11 protein-coding genes are annotated in these 19017 nt (G+C 54.4%); 9 read left to right on the forward strand and 2 right to left on the reverse strand.

The window, feature by feature from the left end:
- Positions 1 to 41 precede the first annotated feature (41 nt).
- The gene (locus HNQ64_RS07255; protein ID WP_184206975.1) at positions 42 to 4316 is read right to left on the reverse strand and encodes a choice-of-anchor D domain-containing protein; all 4275 of its coding nucleotides are present in this window, start codon (positions 4314 to 4316) and stop codon (positions 42 to 44) included.
- 77 nt (positions 4317 to 4393) lie between these two features.
- Positions 4394 to 5008, reverse strand: a complete 615-nt coding sequence (locus tag HNQ64_RS07260) for a ribonuclease HII (RefSeq protein ID WP_184206977.1) — start codon at positions 5006 to 5008, stop codon at positions 4394 to 4396.
- A gap of 92 nt (positions 5009 to 5100) precedes the next feature.
- Between HNQ64_RS07260 and HNQ64_RS07265 the strand changes: the two genes are divergently transcribed.
- From HNQ64_RS07265 to HNQ64_RS07305, 9 genes are all read left to right on the forward strand, one after another.
- A complete protein-coding gene (locus tag HNQ64_RS07265) occupies positions 5101 to 6606 on the forward strand; it encodes a hypothetical protein (protein ID WP_221305364.1) in 1506 nt (501 codons plus the stop codon).
- A 47-nt stretch (positions 6607 to 6653) separates the two neighbouring features.
- Complete coding sequence (locus tag HNQ64_RS07270; protein WP_184206979.1) at positions 6654 to 7685, forward strand: sugar phosphate isomerase/epimerase family protein; 1032 nt, start codon at positions 6654 to 6656, stop codon at positions 7683 to 7685.
- Between the two features lie 72 nt (positions 7686 to 7757).
- On the forward strand, positions 7758 to 8693 hold the full coding sequence (locus HNQ64_RS07275) for a TIM barrel protein (RefSeq protein WP_184206981.1): 936 nt from the start codon (positions 7758 to 7760) through the stop codon (positions 8691 to 8693).
- Positions 8694 to 8759: 66 nt separating this feature from the next.
- Positions 8760 to 11105: a DUF1549 domain-containing protein gene (locus HNQ64_RS07280; protein WP_221305365.1), complete on the forward strand. Its 2346-nt coding sequence runs from the start codon at positions 8760 to 8762 to the stop codon at positions 11103 to 11105.
- Positions 11106 to 11139: 34 nt separating this feature from the next.
- Positions 11140 to 12453, forward strand: coding sequence for a DUF1501 domain-containing protein (locus HNQ64_RS07285; protein ID WP_184206983.1), 1314 nt, complete (start codon positions 11140 to 11142; stop codon positions 12451 to 12453).
- A gap of 653 nt (positions 12454 to 13106) precedes the next feature.
- Positions 13107 to 14177 carry a Gfo/Idh/MocA family protein gene (locus HNQ64_RS07290; protein ID WP_184206984.1) on the forward strand — a complete coding sequence of 357 codons (1071 nt, stop codon included), beginning with the start codon at positions 13107 to 13109 and terminating at the stop codon, positions 14175 to 14177.
- Positions 14178 to 14209: 32 nt separating this feature from the next.
- Complete coding sequence (gene lpxA, locus HNQ64_RS07295) at positions 14210 to 15004, forward strand: acyl-ACP--UDP-N-acetylglucosamine O-acyltransferase (RefSeq protein ID WP_184206985.1); 795 nt, start codon at positions 14210 to 14212, stop codon at positions 15002 to 15004.
- Positions 15005 to 15136: 132 nt separating this feature from the next.
- Positions 15137 to 17575, forward strand: a complete 2439-nt coding sequence (locus HNQ64_RS07300) for an LPS-assembly protein LptD (RefSeq protein WP_184206993.1) — start codon at positions 15137 to 15139, stop codon at positions 17573 to 17575.
- Positions 17576 to 17700: 125 nt separating this feature from the next.
- On the forward strand, positions 17701 to 19017 hold the full coding sequence (locus HNQ64_RS07305) for a UDP-glucose dehydrogenase family protein (RefSeq protein WP_184206995.1): 1317 nt from the start codon (positions 17701 to 17703) through the stop codon (positions 19015 to 19017).

Raw genomic sequence — 19017 nt, forward strand, 5'->3', positions numbered from 1 at the left:
GAAAATTCCAAGGGGTCTCCGTGCCTCTGATACAAACACGCTCAGGGTGTAGGGAGTGACTCAAAGATGAGCTGACCAGTCCTGATCGGTGCATTGCGTGGGGTGACCGGAGGATCCGTTTCCAGATTGGGGGCATCTGGCAAGGTGAAAGGGCCCACGGCTTTATTGAGGTGAGGAATCCACAATGCCTGCCCGGCAATGGGACGTAAGATGTTTCGCGATGAAGGGGCTGACGGGGCTGTGCTGAATTGACCACTGACATTAAACAAACCGGTGGTCGGCATCCAGCTCAGGTTCAATTTGGGGAGAGGGCCACTCTTGTTTACGGTGGGGATGATGCGTCCTGTTTTTTCCAACCGCATCGGAATGGCCACTTCATTTTCTAACATGCCTCCCGCCGCCAGAGCGAAAGTGCCATTGGGGGACTTGGTAGTGAAGTCAAACTGGCCGTTGAGCAGGGGAAGTGTTTTGGTGAGGGGATACAAACTTCCTTCGGCGGTGAGTGTTGATAAGGCAATCTGGCTGTACAGACGGTCTGTGGGGTCTGAGGGCAGGTAGGTTTTATTCCAGTCTAAAAGGGTTTCAGCGGTGAAATCAACACCCGGAAAGGCCAAGAGGCCCTGGACGGATCCTCGGCGATTGTAGAGGGGCGTATGCAGTGTCGTGGCCCAACCACTCTCTTCACCTGAACGGATCAAACTGACGCCACTGCTGCCCGTGAATGGCGTGCTATCTGGTAACCTTCCAGTCCACTTGACGACTCCTGAATTCTCGACGGTCATGGCCAAAAAGCCGTTGCTTCCTGGCACTGTAAAATCAAGAGGGTAGCCTGGATAGTTCCCTTGTAGTACAAAGTGATGCCGGGCTTTTTTACCCTCTTCGAGCAAGCTAGTCGGGTTAGCAATCTGGCGCAGGCCCGTGATGATGGCCTGGCCATCATTGTATTGGACCATGAGTCCGGCCAGTATGTTACCCTCAATGCCAAAACCGACCACAGTCGGGTTGCCTGGGGAAACTAAAAACTGTTTAGAGATCCCAACTGGCGGTGTCGCCTCCGTTGTCATTCCATAGGGTAGGGGATAAGGGAAATCCGTCGGAAGATCATCCGGTGGTGCGCTGATGATTTGGCCTGTGATGCCTCGGCTCCGGCCTGCGGTGAGTAAAGACCCAGAAAAAGTGCCACTACGGGTGACGGTCACCGTCAGTCGCCCCCCTAGACCACGCCCGGAATCATGAGCTGTTCTTCTTTCGATATAAGCATGGTAGGTGCCTGCCACTCCAGGATCGAAAGGTTCAATCCGCCAAACAGTCTCGAAGGGCGATCCTGTGCCGACCGCATTGGTCGCTGTGACGGTGACCTTATACTCTCGGGGGCCTTTGCTAGCGGCCGCGTGATAAATTTGCCCGGTGATTTCACCAGAACCCGGACTGGTTTGTTTCAGCCCCGGAGGTAGCCCAGTGATGGTGAAGGTCGTGGCAGCATAGTTTTGGTCTGTTGCGCGAAGAGCAATAGAGGGACGTTCCAGCACTCGCGAAGGTCGAAAGGAAAAAGGAATAACCTGAGGAACTTTGACCAGATCTAGAAAGGTTTCATCCGTCACAGCACTGGCGGTGCCAGATGGCGACTTCACCGTCACGCGGCATTGATAATATCCCTTTTCGGTGAGGCCTTTCACCTTCACACCCAATCTTTGCCCTTGGGTATTTGAAAAGGTGTCTCCATCCGAGATTTCAACACCATCCTTCAGCCACTGATATTCCAGATAGCCGAGCGAGCCATCCACGTCACACGGAATGGCGGTGCCAGTGCCAGGAACGATGACGAGAGAGGCGACATGCCGCTTGACCTTGGCTCGATGAAATAGGGGGCCTCGCAATGTCGTGCTGCCAGACTTTAGCTCGATGGAGTAATCATACCCATAGCCCTGGTGGTCGCCATTGAGATACACAGTGCCCTGCGTATGGACTGTCTGCCAACTGCTGGTGGGATAGTCACCCCGATAAAGACGATAACTGACAGGTGCCTCACCCAAAACCCGAAACGAGGCTTGGTTTAACGTCGTCGTATTGATCTCAGCAGCAGGGTAACTCACAAATTGGAGGTCTCCTACGGGGACTCCGGTACCAGTCAGATGAATGACATGCGGACTAGCCCAGCGGCCCGGTGCATCCAAGATTAAGCGAGCATTTTTGATTCCATCACTCTTCGGGTTAAACGTGATCGTGAGGTTTTGGGAAGCTCCTGCTTCCAAAGGGTAAGCGTGTGAGGATGAAGTCCAGTTTCCCAAAGACGCGATGAAGTCGCCGGCGTTAGTTCCTTCGATCCTGGCAAAAACACCGTCCAAATTCCGGCTATCTGCATTCGTAATTGTGACGGTCTGAGTGAGTTCTGCCCGGAGGGTGACTTGGCCGTAATCAGGCAGGGCTGTGTCGTGAGGAATGGCAACACTTCCTGCCTGAGTTACAGCGTATTGCCATGGCTCACTAAGGGCAGCCGTGGCGATAGGAAGGATGATGGGCACGGCCTGAGGATGATCGTGGGTGACCTTCAGCGAGGCTGTGCCTGAACCTGCGGCATCCGGGGCATAACGAATCGCGAAAGTGCTGGTTTGACCGATGCCCAGGCTTGTTGGCAATGGCGTCAATATTTCCAGTCCTGGGATGGTGGATTCTAACAGCTCGGCACTCAGGCCCGTCGCCGGGTGGTTGCCTGAGTTTTCCAATCGCAATTGAGCTTCGATCTGGCGTCCAAGAATGGAGGCTAGATGGAGGGTCGTTACGGGGGAAGGCACTTCATTCTTGATTTCAGACAACTGCAACACAGGTGCTGGGCCATCGCCGATCAGGAGAACCTCAAAAACGGGTGTTTGCGGATCGTTGGTCTGAACGGTTAGCCGTGCGGTTTTTCTGCCGATGCTAAGAGGCTTAAATTTCACCAACAGTGGTACACTCTTTGCAACCTCCAGTGTTTGAGGTGTCGCAAAGCTGGTGCTAAACTCCGCTGCTTGGTCTCCTGTCAATGTGAGCGCCAAGATCTCCAAAGGGGCATCCCCACTGTTTCCCAGATAAATGAGATTTTGTGTTTCGTAGCCAATTTGAGTGGAGTGGAATGTCATTGCTTGCCCATCCAACTGACTGACACCGCCACTTGGCCACGCGGATAAAGTGGGCTTGGCTGGGCGTGATGGCAAAGGTTCGGAAAGCTGCAGGAGCCAGGATTCACGAAGGCCATCCGAATTCACTCCACTGCCTGTCAAAGTCATTCCATCGGGACTAGCATCGTGGATTTCATTGAACTGCCAACCGGGTAGGTCGAAGTGATAATGAGCCGTCAATTCGTCTTTGAGTCTGACTCTTGCGCCATTGGGATGCCAAATGCAGGCTTCGCTAGAAACCTCCGCTGGGGAGGTCTCCATCTGGATGGAACCAAAACAAGTGCCATTATCCAGGACCGCAGTGGGCATGGCTTGGTGACCACGGCCAGAAAGAGGTTGCCCCAGTCTCGCGCGCTGTGCGGGTGTCTTCGTAAAGTCCCAGCGACAGGCTTGTGTATAAACAGACCCATTGTTTTCAGTGTAGGCCGTGACTGCCCATTGAACCTGGGGCGAGAGATTGGCCCCGCTCGGTTTGCCATGATAGTCGAGATAATAGTGAGCGTGCTCGATGGCTTCACCGAAGGGGGGAAAGATGCCGAGGGAGGAGCGTGTCAATGTCACCCAATGCCCTGTCTCAGAGCTGACGGATCCTTCCCATTCGATTTCTTCACCCGATGGAGTTCGACGCGGCAGTCGCTCAAAAATTCCGGTGGCCAAGTCTAACCGAAAGGAGTGCGTGACCTCCATGGACTGCGATATGCGTCCTGAAATGTGATAACGTAATACCACCGTTCCAGCGACCTTTCCATCGCCATAAAAACTGGCCTTCGTCCAACGCAAAAAAGTTTCGTTGAGAGCCAGCTGGAAAGGAGGGAGCGGTGTCAGTGTGGAGGCCTCTCGGTTGTAAATGTAGGCTGCATCCCGCGATGCAGAACAGGCGAGGATCCGCTGGCCGTCACTGCTAATGTCCAAAGTGATGGAGGCCGGGGATGGCAACTGCTGCCAGCCTGTCAAAGCGGACCAATAAACCGATTTTAAAGCGCCTTCCGCTCCCGAGCTAGCTGCCAGGACGGCTTCAGAGCCACTGCGTGCCAGTTTGAGCGGACCGACGATGGTTTCTTGTGCGCTCGTTCGCCCGAGGGCGATGAACTCAGCCTCCTGTCCGTGGGCAGCAGACAGGCAGATGCCCAGAAGAAAAACAAGACTGCTTAGAGCTGCCATTTTGTGGAAACTATGAGGGGGTGTTTGCAAGGTGTTCTTAGCAAACTTAGGTCAATCGCACTTGATGCGCAAAGGCTTTAGAGCGCTAGTTCCAATTGGGCAACGGGGCGAAAACTGCGACGATGTTCTGGGCAGGGACCTAGCTTTTTGAGGGCGGCTTGATGGCTGGGAGTGGGATAGCCTTTGTGGATTTCGAATCCATATCCCGGATAGGTTTCGGCCAGTCGCAGCATGAGACGGTCGCGGCTGACTTTTGCAATGATGCTGGCGGCGGCGATGGAGTAGCTGAGGCTATCTCCTTTCACCAACGCTACCTGAGGCAGCGGGAAATCGCGCACAGGTTTGCCATCAATCAGCACAGCCGTGGGACGAGGATCCAACGCTAAAGCACAGCGCCTCATGCCTAACCAAGTGGCTTGTAAAATATTGATTCGGTCAATGTCTGCCACGGCAATCATTTCACAGTGCCAGCGGATGCGGGGATCCGTGGTCAGTTCCTCATAAAGCTGCTCCCGTTTAGCCTCCGTCAGCTTCTTGGAATCATTCAAAATAGCATGCTCAAAGTCCGGCGGTAAAATGACGGCGGCCACTGAAACCGGACCTGCCAAAGGGCCGCGTCCAGCCTCATCAATCCCGGCGATGAGGGGGTGGCCGGCGGCGCGGAGCATTTTTTCGTGATCGAGACTGGGCATGGAGGTCGCAACGTCCCCAGAGATCATCAAAAGTCAAAATGAGGTGACGAAGTCATGCAAAGCTGCACCACGAAAGATGTATTGTTCTTCTCATGAGAAACCTGCTCCTCATCCTTGGTCTCTTCACCTCGGCCCTCTGTGCCCAGACACCTGCACCCACCTCCAGCATCCAGGCGGGTTTTGCCGAACGGGACATCACCCCCGGCATCGGCATGGAGCAACCCGGCGGCTATGGTAAATCCTACCACTTGAAGTTTCACGATGCCTGCAAAGTGCGAGTGGCCCTCTTTGATGATGGCAAAAAGAAGGTGGCCTTGGTCGGGCTAGATACTCTGGTGGTGCCGCGCCAAGTGGTGCTGGATGCACGGGCCAGGATCGAAAAAGAGCTGGGTATTCCTGGGGATGGCATCATGATCGGGGCCTCGCATTCTCACTCTTCCGGGCCCGTGGGCATGGTGCTGCCAGGAGAGTATGACACAGCTTCGGAGTTGGTGAAAAAGCTGGCTTATGAAGAGTCTTCCTGCGCGGATGCAGGCTTTCTCCTGCGGGTAACAAACGAGATCGTGGAAGGGGTGCGTGCCGCCTCTCTAGCGCGAGTGCCTGCGCAGTTGTGCTTCGGGTTTGGTCATGAGGATAAGGTGGCCTTTAACCGCCGTCTGCGCATGAAGAATGGCCAGAGCTGGAGCCACCCAGGGCCCGGCAATGCCGACATCATTGAGTATGCTGGGCCTATTGATCCTCAGGTGGGGGTCATCGGGGCCTGGGACATGCAGGGTCAGCTTCTCGGCGTCATGGTCAATTACGCCTGCCACGCCACGACCAACCCCGGTGGCATCTCGGCGAACTGGATCTACTACCTGGAAAAAACCATCCAGGGAGCGCTTGGTTCCAAAGCCCCAGTCGTTTTCATGCAGGGCGCTTGCGGTGATGTGACGCAGGTGGATAACCTCAGCACTGCGCGCCGACCCGGGCCCGAGGAGTGGGCGCAGCTCGTCGGTGGTCGTGTCGGGGCTGAAGCACTGAAGGTCCTTTTCAGCAGCCCCCGCGGTACCGAGGCCGTTTTGGATACACGTCAACAGGTGCTGTCCATTCCGCGTCGCAAGCCTGCGCCAGATCGAGTGAAAAAGAGCCTCGAAATCGTGCAGGCAGGCAAGCCCAAGGGCGATACCTCTGGCTGGATCTTTGCCAAAGAAATCGTCATGCTCGACCACCTCTGCCAGGTCACTCCCAAGGTGGATTCCGAGGTGCAGGTCATCCAGGTGGGACCCGCCGCCTTTGTCAGCAATCCCGCAGAATACTTCGTCCAATTCGGTCTGGATATCAAAAAAGGCAGCCCTTTCCCCTTCACCTTTCCGGTCGAGCTGACTAACGGCATCGTTGGTTATGTCCCCACGGAGGAAGCCTTCGGCCCTCATGGCGGAGGTTATGAAACCCGGCTCACCGCTTACAGCAATCTTGAGATCACCGCAGGTCGCCAAATGGCCGAGACGGGTATTGCTTTGACCCGAGAGATGAAACCCGCCCCAGCTCCTGTGGCCCCCAAAGCTATTTTCGGCAAACCCTGGACCTACGGCAACGTACCGCCCGAGCTGGAGTGATCATTCTGTCGCCTTGACGGCACGCTCCTTGCATCCAAGGATATGGCATGACTAGGCGCGGTCTTCTCACGGGGATGTTCGCGGCTGCGCTGCCATTGCACGCGGTCTTGAGTGAGCGACGACTGGGCTTGGCGATTGCTTCTTATTCTCATCGGTGGCGTGGCAGTTATTCCAGCTTCAAAGTCCCGCCCTTCAAGCACGCTCTCGATGTGATGGATCACATCCGAGGGCTCGGATTCTGTTCTTTGCAAATCGGAGTCGAGGGCTGGACCTTGGATTTTGCTAAACAAGTTAGGCAGACTTGTGAGTCTTATGACATGACCCTTGAAGGCTGTGTGAAATTGCCCGCTCATGCGGCAGATGTGACCCGATTTGAACGCGAACTGCGTACAGCGCGTGAGGCTGGAGTTCGCATCTTGCGAAGCGCCCTGGGGGGACGCCGATATGAAGTCTTTACCCGCCGTGCGGACTTTGAGGGGTGGAAAGCGAATGCTCTTAAATCAATGGCGTTGGCAGAGCCGATCGCCCGGCGGTTGCAGATGCAGATTGGCATTGAAAATCACAAGGATTGGGAAGTGGCAGAACTGGTGGCTGCGCTGAAGGGGATGGCGAGTGAGCACATGGGGGCCTGTGTGGACACTGGCAATAGTTTGGCCCTTTTAGAAGATCCGATGGCGGTCGTTGAAGCGTTGGCTCCTTATGCCGTCACGGTACATCTCAAGGATCTGGCGGTGAAACCTTATCAAGAAGGATTTCAAATGAGCGAGGTGCCGCTGGGGCAGGGAAGTTTGGATTTGGCTGCGATGTTGGACGTGCTGATCGCAGCCCGGCCGAGTCTAAAGATGCACCTGGAAATGATCACGCGGGACCCTTTGGATATTCCCTGCCTGCGTGACTCTTATTGGATCACTTTTCCCGACAAGCCCGGACTGGATCTTGTGCGCACTTTGGCTTGGGTAAAAGCAAACGCAGCCGCCAAATTACCCCTCACTATTGGGCAATCAATGCTCGAGACATTGACTTTGGAGGAGGAAAATATTCGGCGCAGCGTGACGCATTACGCCCAGATGAAATCTTGAACGGTAGAATCCCTATCTCAATCCTGCATTGACTCAGTGACTGAGCTTGCCATGGGATGAAACTTCCTCTGCGTGACAGCCATCCCCCCCATCCTTTCACTCTCCACTTGCTGGAATAGTCACCGCCATACCGAAGGGCGGGCACTTGCGGCGGAGGCTCGTGAATTGGGATTCGAATGGATCGAGGTTAGTCACGGGACCAAGATTTCATTGCTTCCAGGTTTGCTAGACGCCGTCGCTGCGAAAGAGATCAAGGTCAGCAGCCTGCACAATTTTTGCCCACCACCTGTGGAGGTGCTGATGGATGCGCCAGACGCCTATGAGTTCACCTCTGAAAAGGTTTGGGAACGGGAACGGGCGATCTCTCTGACCAAGAAGACTTTGGCCATGGCGACTCGTTTTGGCACAGATCGCGTGGTGGTGCACTTGGGCTGTGCGCGTGTGCGCTCCATCACGGAGAAGCTGGAAGCGATGGCCCTCCAGGGACACCTCTATTCCCGTGATTACTCGGACTTGAAGTTGAAACTGGTGGCGCAGCGGGAACAGGCAAGCGCGCGTGCTCTGGATCGCATTAGGGCCGCCTTCAGTGAGTTACTACCTGTTTGTGAAAAGGAAGGAGTAAAGCTGGGTATCGAAACCCGCAGCCACTACGAGCAGATTCCCAATCAGCACGAAATGCAGAAACTGATGGCTGAATATGCCGACTGTCCCTGGATCGGGACTTGGCATGATTTTGGTCACGTGCAGCGGCAGGCCAATCTAGCCCTGGTGGATCATGCTCAATATTTGTCGGAAATCGCTTCGCGGCTTCTCGGGTGTCATGTCCATGATGTGCGATGGCCGATGAAAGACCATCGCGCACCCTTGAGCACGGGTGGCGTGGACTTGGCCAATCTGCTACCTTTGGTGCCTGCGGGCGTGCCCCTGGTTTGGGAAATGAGTCCTGGAAATCGCAGACATGAGGTGGTGGAAGCTCTGCGTTTATGGCGTGAAAAATTCCCGGCCTAACGAAAAGATTTATTACGGTTTTTGAAAAAGTAGGAGGGCTTTAGCGTTGGTTTCTCCATGAAACGCATGCGCCCTTACGCTTTGCTCGGTTTATTCTTTTTCAGTGCAGCCGCACAGGCTGCTCCAGACGCTCTTTCAGCAGCTCGCGAAATTGATGCCGTCTTGGAAAAAGATTGGAAGAAGCACAATGTCAAAGGCAACCCAGAATTGGACGATACCACTTTTGTGCGTCGTATTTATCTGGATGTGACTGGCCGCATTCCTACCACGCGGGAGGCTGAGACTTTCATGAACTCCGAGGCGCCGGACAAACGGGCTAAATTGATTGACCATTTGCTAGCGACGGAAGGCTACGTTCAGCACTCGTACAATTATTGGGCAGATGTCTTGCGCACGCAGACCAATGGGAACCAGGCCGGCCCTATCACCGGTGCAGCCTATTCCAATTTCATCAAAGAAAGCCTGCGCCAGAACAAGCCTTATGATCAGTTTGTGAGGGAGATGGTAGCTGCTCAAGGCGAGTCTTGGGACAACGGTGCCATTGGTTATTACATGCGGGATCGCGGCATGCCGCTGGATAATATGGCCAATACTGCCCGTGTTTTTCTGGGCACCCGTGTGGAATGCGCGCAGTGCCATAACCATCCGTTTGATAAATGGACGCAGATGCAGTTTTTCCAGATGGCTGCGTTTACGTATCCCGTTCAGACCAATGATTATTATGGAGGCAGCTCAGAAGGTGCACGTCAGATGTTAAGGGATCGTGAAAAGGCGGCACGTGACAAGTTCGTGATGCCCGTCATGAATAAAAAAATGACCGCCGAAGAGCGTGCCAAGGCCAAGCGTGACGCCGAACAGATCGGCAAACAGGCACGCCTGGCCGGGGAGGCCGTCCGCAAAGAAAACCGCTACGTGGAAGAGGCGCTCACCGATGTGCGCAACCTCATGCGGTACACCTCAGTGAGCTTTAAGGATGACCGTAAGTTGACTCTGCCTCATGATTATCAATACAGTGATGCCAAGCCAAGATCGCGTGTGGAACCCGCCACGATGTTTGGCCACGCTGCGGAGGTGAAGCCTGGAGAAACTCAGCTCCAAGCTTATGCCCGCTGGATGGCTTCCAAAGAAAATGATCGGTTTAACAAAGTGATCGCCAACCGTCTCTGGAAACGGGTGTTTGGTCTGGCTCTCATCGAGCCTCTAGATGAATTGATGGATAGCACCGTCCCGATGAATGCTGAACTACAAGCTCATCTAGAAAAACTGATCGTCACTCTCAACTATGACATGAAGGCCTACCTTCGAGTGCTCTACAACACCCGTGCTTATCAGCGCCAAGTCACGCGTGAAGAGATTGCGCCAGGGATTGTCTATCACTTCACCGGGCCTATCCTGCGTCGTATGACGGCAGAGCAGATGTGGGACTCTTTCGTGACTCTTATCAATCCCAACCCCGACATGCCCAATGAACCTTTGCGGGAGGCCTTCACCAATCGCATCCTTTCTGCTAAAAAGATCAGCGATTCCATGGAGTCGCTGACAGCTGAAGAGGTGCTGGCTGGTGCAGAAAAATCTGGCCAAAAGTACAAGGTGCAGGCGGAGACTGTGCGTGATTTGCAAATGAAGATCGCTGAAGCACGAGCTAAGGAAGATAAAGAGACGTCTAACAAACTGCGTGATCAACTGAATAAACTCCAGCGTGAAACACGCACTTCAGTGAATCAAAACCTGATCCTGCCGGGCATGAAAAAATTGGCAGCCGATCTCGGGGTCGTCCCCGCTGTCTTGCAGACAGATGGGAAGGCTGGGCCTCAAGTCGTGGCAGCTACCGGGGGCATGGACATGATGATGGCCTCCATGGCCGATGGCGATGTGAAGGACAAAATCTTCCTGCCGGGTTATGATACGCCAAGAAAGACTCGGGATGAAGAAAAGGCGGCCCAAGCTGCGCGGGAGGAAGTTTGGAAAGAAGAGGCGGTTTATTATGGCCTGTCTGAAAAACAGCAGCGTGACTACTTCCGGGTTCGTGCTGAGCAGACCCGCAACTGGGTGCGTTCTGCGGAATTGGAAAGCCCTGCACCTAGGGGGCATTATCTACGTGAGTTTGGCCAGAGTGATCGTGAGACCATTGAAAATGCCAATCATGAGGCCAGCGTGCCCCAGGCTTTGGCCATGATGAACGGACAGCTCATGCCGCAGATTCTCAGCCGTCACAGCCAGCTCATGCTGACGGTGAGCAAGGCTGTGTATCCGGATGATAAAGTGGAAGCCATCTATAAGACGGTGCTTTCTCGCAAGCCTACAGCCAAAGAAAAAGAGATCTGGATGAAAGCCCAGGACCAGGGACTGACCGCGATGGAAGACTTAGTCTTTTCCCTTTTGAATACCCAGCAATTCATTTTCATTCAATAACCTTCGTTAGACCATCCTTCACCGCTTCACCTGTATGCGCCAAGAACTCGCCAACAAACTCCTCCGCTCCGGCGAAATCAGCCGCCGTGACTTCGCCGCTAAGACGGCCTCCTCCCTGCTCGGCGTGGGCCTGCTGGGCAGCTACATGAATGGCAAATCCTATGGAGCTTTTGAGAATTCCTCCAAACTCAAGCAGGTAGCCACAGCCAAGAATGTGATCTATCTCTACATGTCTGGCGGGCAAAGCCACATGGACACTTGGGATCCTAAAGAAGGCGTGGAGACTGCCGGGCCGACCAAGCCGATAAAGACCAGTGCTGATGGTGTCCGTATTTCTGAATACCTACCGCTGAGCGCCCAGCAGATGCATCATGCCTGCGTGATCAATAGTCTCACCTCCACCCAGGGGGCTCATGAGCAGGGGAACTATATGATGCACACCAGCTATGATCTGCGTGGCACCATCCGCCACCCGGCCATGGGGGCTTGGCTGAATGTTTTCCAGGGCGGCGGCAACAGCACGCTGCCCAACTTTGTCTTCATTGGCAATGACAGCCGCCATCCAGGTTCGGGCTTTTTCCCAGCTCAGTTCAGCCCTTTGTATGTGAGCAATCCTGAGAATGGCCTCAAAAACGTCAAACTCCAGCCTGGTCTCACGGAAGAACGTTTTGTGAAACGCATGGGATTGGCAGATGAGCTGGATCAAGATTTTCGCGCCACCTTTCCTCATCGGAACGTGAAGGCCTACAGTGACATGTATGACAATGCTATGTCCATGATGAAGTCTGAAGACCTCAAAGCCTTCGATCTCACGGAAGAGCCTGAGGATCTGCGCAAAGCTTATGGCAAGGAAGCTTTTGGGCAGGGCTGCCTTCTGGCCCGCCGCTTGGTGGAGCGTGGTGTGCGTTTTGTCGAGGTAAGCCTCGGCGGCTGGGATACACATGCGGCCAATTTTGTGCGTGTGCCAGAGCTGTGTGATACTTTGGACAAGGGCCTCGCGACCCTGCTTCAAGATTTAAATGCACGCGGATTGTTGAAGGACACCTTGGTGGTCCTGACCTCCGAATTCGGCCGCACGCCAGATATCAATCAGAACGTAGGTCGTGACCATTATCCAAAAGCCTTCTCAGCCGTCCTCGCCGGCGGCGGGATCGCCGGGGGGGCGACTTACGGCAAGACGGACAAAGAGGGCCGGGAGGTGGCTGAGAACAAGGTCCAGATCTCCGATTTCAATGCCACCATCGCTTATGCTTTGGGGTTGCCGCTGGATCAGGTAATCTATAGCCCAAGTAAACGCCCCTTCACGATTGCTGACAAGGGACAACCGATCACAAGCCTCTTTGCCTAACCACACGTTTTTTTGGGAGGCATTCAGCCGTGCAGCCAGTCCCCTCGGGGACTGGCTTTTTTTTGTCGTATGAATTCTTTACACGCGATGTGAAGAAACTGCTGTCAACCCGGCTTTTTCCGCTTTTCGGGGATACCTATTGGGTCAGTTAAAGTTACCAAAAAGTAATGAAAGTTAGACCTGAAAAACTAAGGGGTTCTCATTCTTGCAATTTGCCCCAAAAGAAACTTTTTAGTTTACATTTCCGCTTTCCACGCAGGCAAGCTCAGGCTGGAACAATTGCTTTGATGCTTCGGAAAGCTTAATGGATCTCTTTCATCGAGTTGATAAAGTGTTGATAGTGAACGATTTGAGTGAATGAGGAATCTTTATCTGGAGCTAAAGAACGTGTGGAGGATCAACACCCCTTCGTGACGATCCTGTTTCGTTCCTCTATGGCGAAATGCCTGTTCCACACCCTTGGGGGGCACTGCTTGAGGGGCATTTCCCAGGCTTGAGAGTGAATGCGGGAACGAGCTCAAAAACACCGTTTGAGCTACTTGTTTACCCATTGTGAATAAGTTGTGAATTAATGGGGGAAAAGGGGCGGCGTTCTGGGCAAAAGTGGTGGGTTGCTCTTGGGCAAATCCTCCCGAGATTGTTCACACTCAACCATGAAACGCTGGCGCATCGCAGGAATTAATTTTGAACACTTTCACATGGGCGACCTGTTGCGGCAGACGTTCGATCATCCATCCGCCGAAATTGTCGGTATTTGTGATGAAGAAGTGACACGGATGGCGGGGGTGGCTGATCGTTTTGGTCTAAATGTTGAACAGGTTTTTACGGACTACCGACAGTGCCTGGAAGTGACCCAGCCAGACATCGTGATCCTTTGTCCAGCGGCTTCCAGGCATGGAGAATGGGTGGAAAAAGTGGCCCCCTTCGGCACTCACATCTTGATGGAAAAGCCTTTCGCGGCCTCTTTGGCCGAGGCCGATGCAATGGTGGCCGCCATGAAACCGACGGGTAAGCTTCTGGCCGTGAACTGGCCTCTAGTCTGGGATGCTGGGCAGCAAACCGCGCATCGTCTGATTCAAGAAGGCCTGATCGGCGAAGTGCGTGAGTTTCATCATCATGGCGGAAATCGTGGTCCTTTATATCATGGGGCGGATAAGACAGAGCACGAGCCTTCCGCCGCTGAAAAAGCAGCCAGTTGGTTTTACAGTCGGGAGCAGGGCGGGGGCTCTCTCCTCGACTACATGGGCTACGGTGCAACTCTGGGCACCTGGCACCTAGGCAGCCGAGTGCCACTGGAGGTGACCTGTACCTGGGACCATCCCAATGGCCTGGAGGTGGATGAGCACAGTGTGACGGTGATCCGTTATTCCACGGGCTTGAGTAAAACGGAGACTCGCTGGGGCACATTCACAGATCCCTGGACCTACCAACCCCAGCCTAAGTGCGGTTTTGTTTTGAAAGGTTCCGCCGGGACGATTTCTTGTTATGACTACGAGAAAACACTGCGAGTGCAGACCCTGTCCCGTCCTGAAGGTTTTGAAGTGCCTGTGGATGCCCTTGTGGCTCCCAATCGAAACCCCATTGAGCATCTGATTCATTCCTTGGAGACAGGTTCTCCGCTCATCGGCCCGCTGACCCTGGAGATCAGCCGGATCGGGCAGCAGATCGTGGACACAGCTTATCAAAGTGCGGTGCAAAAACGCACCCTACCTCTGCTGGGTTGATTCCTTCGTGACCTTCTGCCATTGCTAAACCCATGATCCACCCGACTGCGCTGATCCACCCTGCTGCTGAAATTGACCCAACTGCGGACATCGGCCCCTATGTGATTGTGGATGGCCCGGCCAAAATTGGCCCAAACTGCCGGATTGAGGCGCATGCTCAGATTGTAGGCCGGGTGGAAATGGGGGCCAAAACGGTCATCGGCCGTGCTGCAATCATCGGTGGAGATCCTCAAGACCTGGGGTTCAAACCCGAAACGGAAACCGGGGTCATCCTGGGCGTGGGCAACGTCATCCGGGAGCATGTGACCATTCACCGTGCCAGTAAGGCGGGTGGATTCACTCGTCTAGGAGATGGCAATTTTCTGATGGCGGGAGCACACTTGGCTCACGACGTGGTGTTAGGAGACAAAAATATCTTGGCGAATGCCTGCCTGCTCGCTGGGCACATCACGGTGGGGAGCAATACCTTCATCGGAGGTGGGGCCGTGTTTCACCAGTTCATTCGTATCGGCGACTACTGTGTCATCCAGGGCAATGGCAGTTTTGGGAAAGACATTCCCCACTTTTGCGCCGCGCACCGGATCAATCGGCTCATGGGATTGAATGTGATCGGATTGCGCCGTCAAGGTTTCAGTTCAGAGCAGCGGGCGGCCATCAAAGAGATGTTCAAATGCCTATTCTTATCTGGCGAAAATCTTTCGCAGGCCGTCGCCACCGCCCGTCAGCAGGAATGGCCTGTGGCAGCTCAGCGTTTGCTGGACTTTGTTGCGATGCCGAGTAAGCGCGGCATCTGCGCTGTACGCCAGGGAGGGGCAGGGGAGGAATGATTCTCCCAGATGGGATTTTTCCCCTGCTTTTTCTTGTCACTCATGAGGCGGTGGCCTATTGAATGCTCCTGCTGGGTTTGACTCTTCCGATTTTTGTTGTTCCTGGCTGTTTCTCCCAATCTCTCTGGCATCATGACATTCTCCCGACTGTGCGTCGTTCTCGGCTTTGCAGCTCTGATGGTCGCTCCTGGCTTACGAGCCCAGGCTCTGCTCGACTCTCTGACGAGCAATCTTAACATCGAGGGCCTAGATACCACCTATGACCCTGAAACCGGGCTGGCTACGGCCAAGGGCGATGTCCGAATCAGTTACACAGACGTCGAAATCCGTTGTGGCACAGCCAGTTACAATGCCACTACGGGTGAAATCATTGCGCGTGATGGCGTGGTGATCTGGAAGGCTGGGACGACTTATCGCGGTGAAAACATCATCTATAACGCTAACTCTGGCGAACTCAGTGGCGATGGCGTGCGCAGCTCCATGCCGATGGAAATGGGCACCTTCTTTTATGAAACGGATAAGTTTGAGACGGAAACGAAGCTGATCCAGAAGCTGGAAGGGGGAGATACCTACTTCACCACTCACGATATTCAGAACCCGAACTTCCGCCTTCGTGCCCGCAAGATCACCATTTATCCTGGGGATCGTGTGGTGATGCGGAATGTCACCGTCATCGCTGGTGACACACCCGTGTTCTACTTCCCGTATATTTCTCAGCCTTTGGCTGAAGAAGTGGGGTACCGTTTCACTCCGGGTTTCCAAAGCCGCTGGGGAGCTTTTTTGTTGGCTCAATATGGCGTCATCCATGGAGACCACACCCTGGCTAAATATCGCTTGGACCTTCGTTCCTCTCGCGGTGTGGGTGTTGGGGCAGATTTCCTTTCTCTGCGTCACAAGGACAACCGCAAAAACTTTGGCAACCTGAAGTTGTATTACCTGCGTGATTCGGACCCTGGAAATAATCGCACCGGGGAGACTCGCGGCCCCGTGGGTGAAGATCGCTACCGGATCAATTTCCAGCATCGCATTTATTTGCCGGGTCCGGAGAAGAGCACTTGGTACCTGGATTTCGACATCAACAAAGTCTCAGATGCGCATTTCTACGAAGACTTCTTTTTCAATGACTTCCGCGAGACTCCGGAGCCGGACAATCAGGTCTCCCTCGTCCACACGGACCCTTCTTATGTCGCCACCCTGATGACCCGTTTTCAGGCAAACGATTTTTACACCGTTGGTACAAGGCTGCCGGAATTGGCCATCGACTGGACCCGCCGTCCGCTGTGGAATACGGGGATTTATCATCAGGGAACTTTCAGCGCAGGGATTCTCAAGGATGAACTCGGCGATGAAGAAGAGCGCGATTTTGCCAACCTCGTGCGTGATGGGCGGATCGAACTCAATGGCGGTGCCACAATGAGCCCAGACAATTTCCGCCGTTACCAGTCTTTACTGGGGCTAGATGCCAACTCACCTTTGAGCGCAGCGGATCTGAGCCGGGGTATTGACCTGTTTGCTGCTCAGCTTGAAGGCGCGGGTTTCGCCCGTGTTCACACTTACCAGGAGTTGCTTTATCCGAAGACTTTCTTCGGCTGGTTGAATGTCGTGCCACGCATTGGCGGTGGTCTCACTCACTACTCGAATATTGATGGTGCTTCGCCAGAAATGTCTGACGAAACCAAGGCCATTTTCCACGCTGGGCTGGATGTCTCTTTCAAGCTGACGAAGACCTGGAACGATTTTTCCAAGCCTGAGTGGGGCCTGGATGGCTTGCGCCATGTGTTGCAGCCTTATGTGAATGTCTCCTATCTAGATGCCTCCCAGCCAGAGGGATTCCCATCCATTGATCGCCTGTCGCCGACGACACGTCCGCGTTCGCTGGATGTGCCGCTCTACACTGCTGTGGATGACCTGCGCTCTTGGAACATCGCCCGCATCGGGATGCGGAATCTTTTGCAGACAAAGCGTGACTACACCTCCACCAACAACGGAAACTTTTACTCTGCCTCGACTGAAGACACACAGACTTACACATGGGCGGGTTTGAATACCTATGTGGACGTGTTCATGAAAGATCCTGAGTTTGATCGCAGCATGTCCAACCTCTACAATGAACTCTTCTGGCGCCCTGTGCCGTGGGTCAATTTCTGGATGGATGCCCAAATTCCGCTGGAGAGTGGTGAGGGCAGCTTCTCTGAACTGAACCAAGGCGTCACGTTCATGCCCGCTCGGAACATGCAGCTCACCCTGGGCCACCAGTATGTGAGTGATAGCCCGTTCTTTGCAGATTCCAGCTTGGTGTTCTCCCGCATCTACGCCCGCCTGACAGACAATTGGGGCTTCTCCATGAACCACATTTTTGAAATGGACGACGGCACCATGGAGTTTCAAAGCTACAGCGTGACGCGTGATCTCTCCAGTTGGGTGGCTTCCGTCGGTGCCATGGTGCGAGATAACCGGGATGGTCTTTCGGACTTTGGTATCTTGTTTTCTTTGACCCTGAAGGATTTTCCTCAGCTCAGCATCCCGCTGGACATCGATCCAAATCCTTCGGGTCGCGGCGGCAACCAGTAGAGCAGTTTGACCTTGAGAGTGAAGGCCCCAAGGGCACAGTGTGCAAAGCCGTCAGGGCAGGAATGGCAGTTTCGGGGCCCTGGGGCTGCGGGCTGCAGCCTCTGCGACGACTCCCACCTTTACACATGAAGCTTACCATCATCGGTTCCGGTTACGTCGGACTTACCACAGGGGCCTGCTTTGCCGAAGCGGGGCACCACGTGGTGTGTGTGGACAATGACGAGGCCAAGGTGGCCTCCCTGCTTGCCGGTGAGATCCCCATCTTCGAACCCGGGCTGGAGGCACTGGTGAAGAAGAATGTCTCGGCCAAGCGGCTGCGCTTTACCTCCTCGACGGAAGAAGGCGTGGATCATGGCGAGGTGCTTTTCATCGCTGTACCGACTCCGCCGCAGGCGGATGGAAGTGTGGACCTGAGCTTCATGGAGAAGGTGGCGCGGGAGATCGCGCAGTACCTGACGAGCTATCGTGTGATTGTGGATAAAAGCACGGTGCCTGTCAAAACGGGGGAAAGGGTGGCACACACCATCCGTCGCCATGCCAAGCCTGGGGTGGAATTCGACGTGGTGAGCAACCCCGAATTTCTTCGAGAAGGCAGCGCTGTTGCAGATCTCATGAAGCCAGACCGCATCGTCATCGGTGGCAATAGTGATCGGGCACTGGCGCTCATGCAGAAGATCTATGAGCCTTTCATGGCCCCAGTGCTGGTGACGGATATCAACAGCGCGGAGTTGATCAAGCACGCGGCCAATAGCTTCCTGGCCCTCAAAATCAGCTACATCAATGCTCTGGCAGAAATCTGTGAGATCAGCGGGGCGGATGTTTTGAAAGTCGCCGAGGGCATCGGTGCGGACAAGCGCATCGGGCGCAGTTTCCTCAATGCGGGACTGGGGTACGGTGGCTCTTGTTTCCCTAAAGACATCGCCGCTTTTATCGCCATCAGCGAACAGTTGGGCCTCCCTTTCAATCTTCTCAAAGAAGTACAGAGCATCAATAATCGGCAAATTGACCGTTTTTTAGATGCTATTCGTGAAGCCCTCTGGGTGCTGAAGGATAAAAAGATCGCGGTTTGGGGACTGAGCTTCAAACCCAACACGGATGATGTGCGCTGCTCAGTCGCGGTGACTTTGGTCGAACGCCTGGTAGCCGAAGGTGCCTTGGTGAGTGCCTATGATCCGAAAGCGATGGAAAAGGCCCGTGAGCTGCCTTTTGCTTCGAAAATTCAACTGTCCGCCAGCGCGCTGGAGGCTGCGCAGGGCGCCGAGGTCCTGGTGATCGCTACCGAGTGGCCTGAATTCGCCTCGGTGGACCTGGCTGCCCTGCGTGAGGCCATGCACACGCCCTTGATATTTGACGGACGCAATCTGCTAGATCCTGCCGCGGTTCGTGATTTTGGCTTCCAATATCGTGGTATTGGCCGTGGTGTGGTGGCTGAGCGTGGCTAG

Source organism: Prosthecobacter dejongeii, from assembly GCF_014203045.1.
Taxonomy (GTDB): domain Bacteria; phylum Verrucomicrobiota; class Verrucomicrobiia; order Verrucomicrobiales; family Verrucomicrobiaceae; genus Prosthecobacter; species Prosthecobacter dejongeii.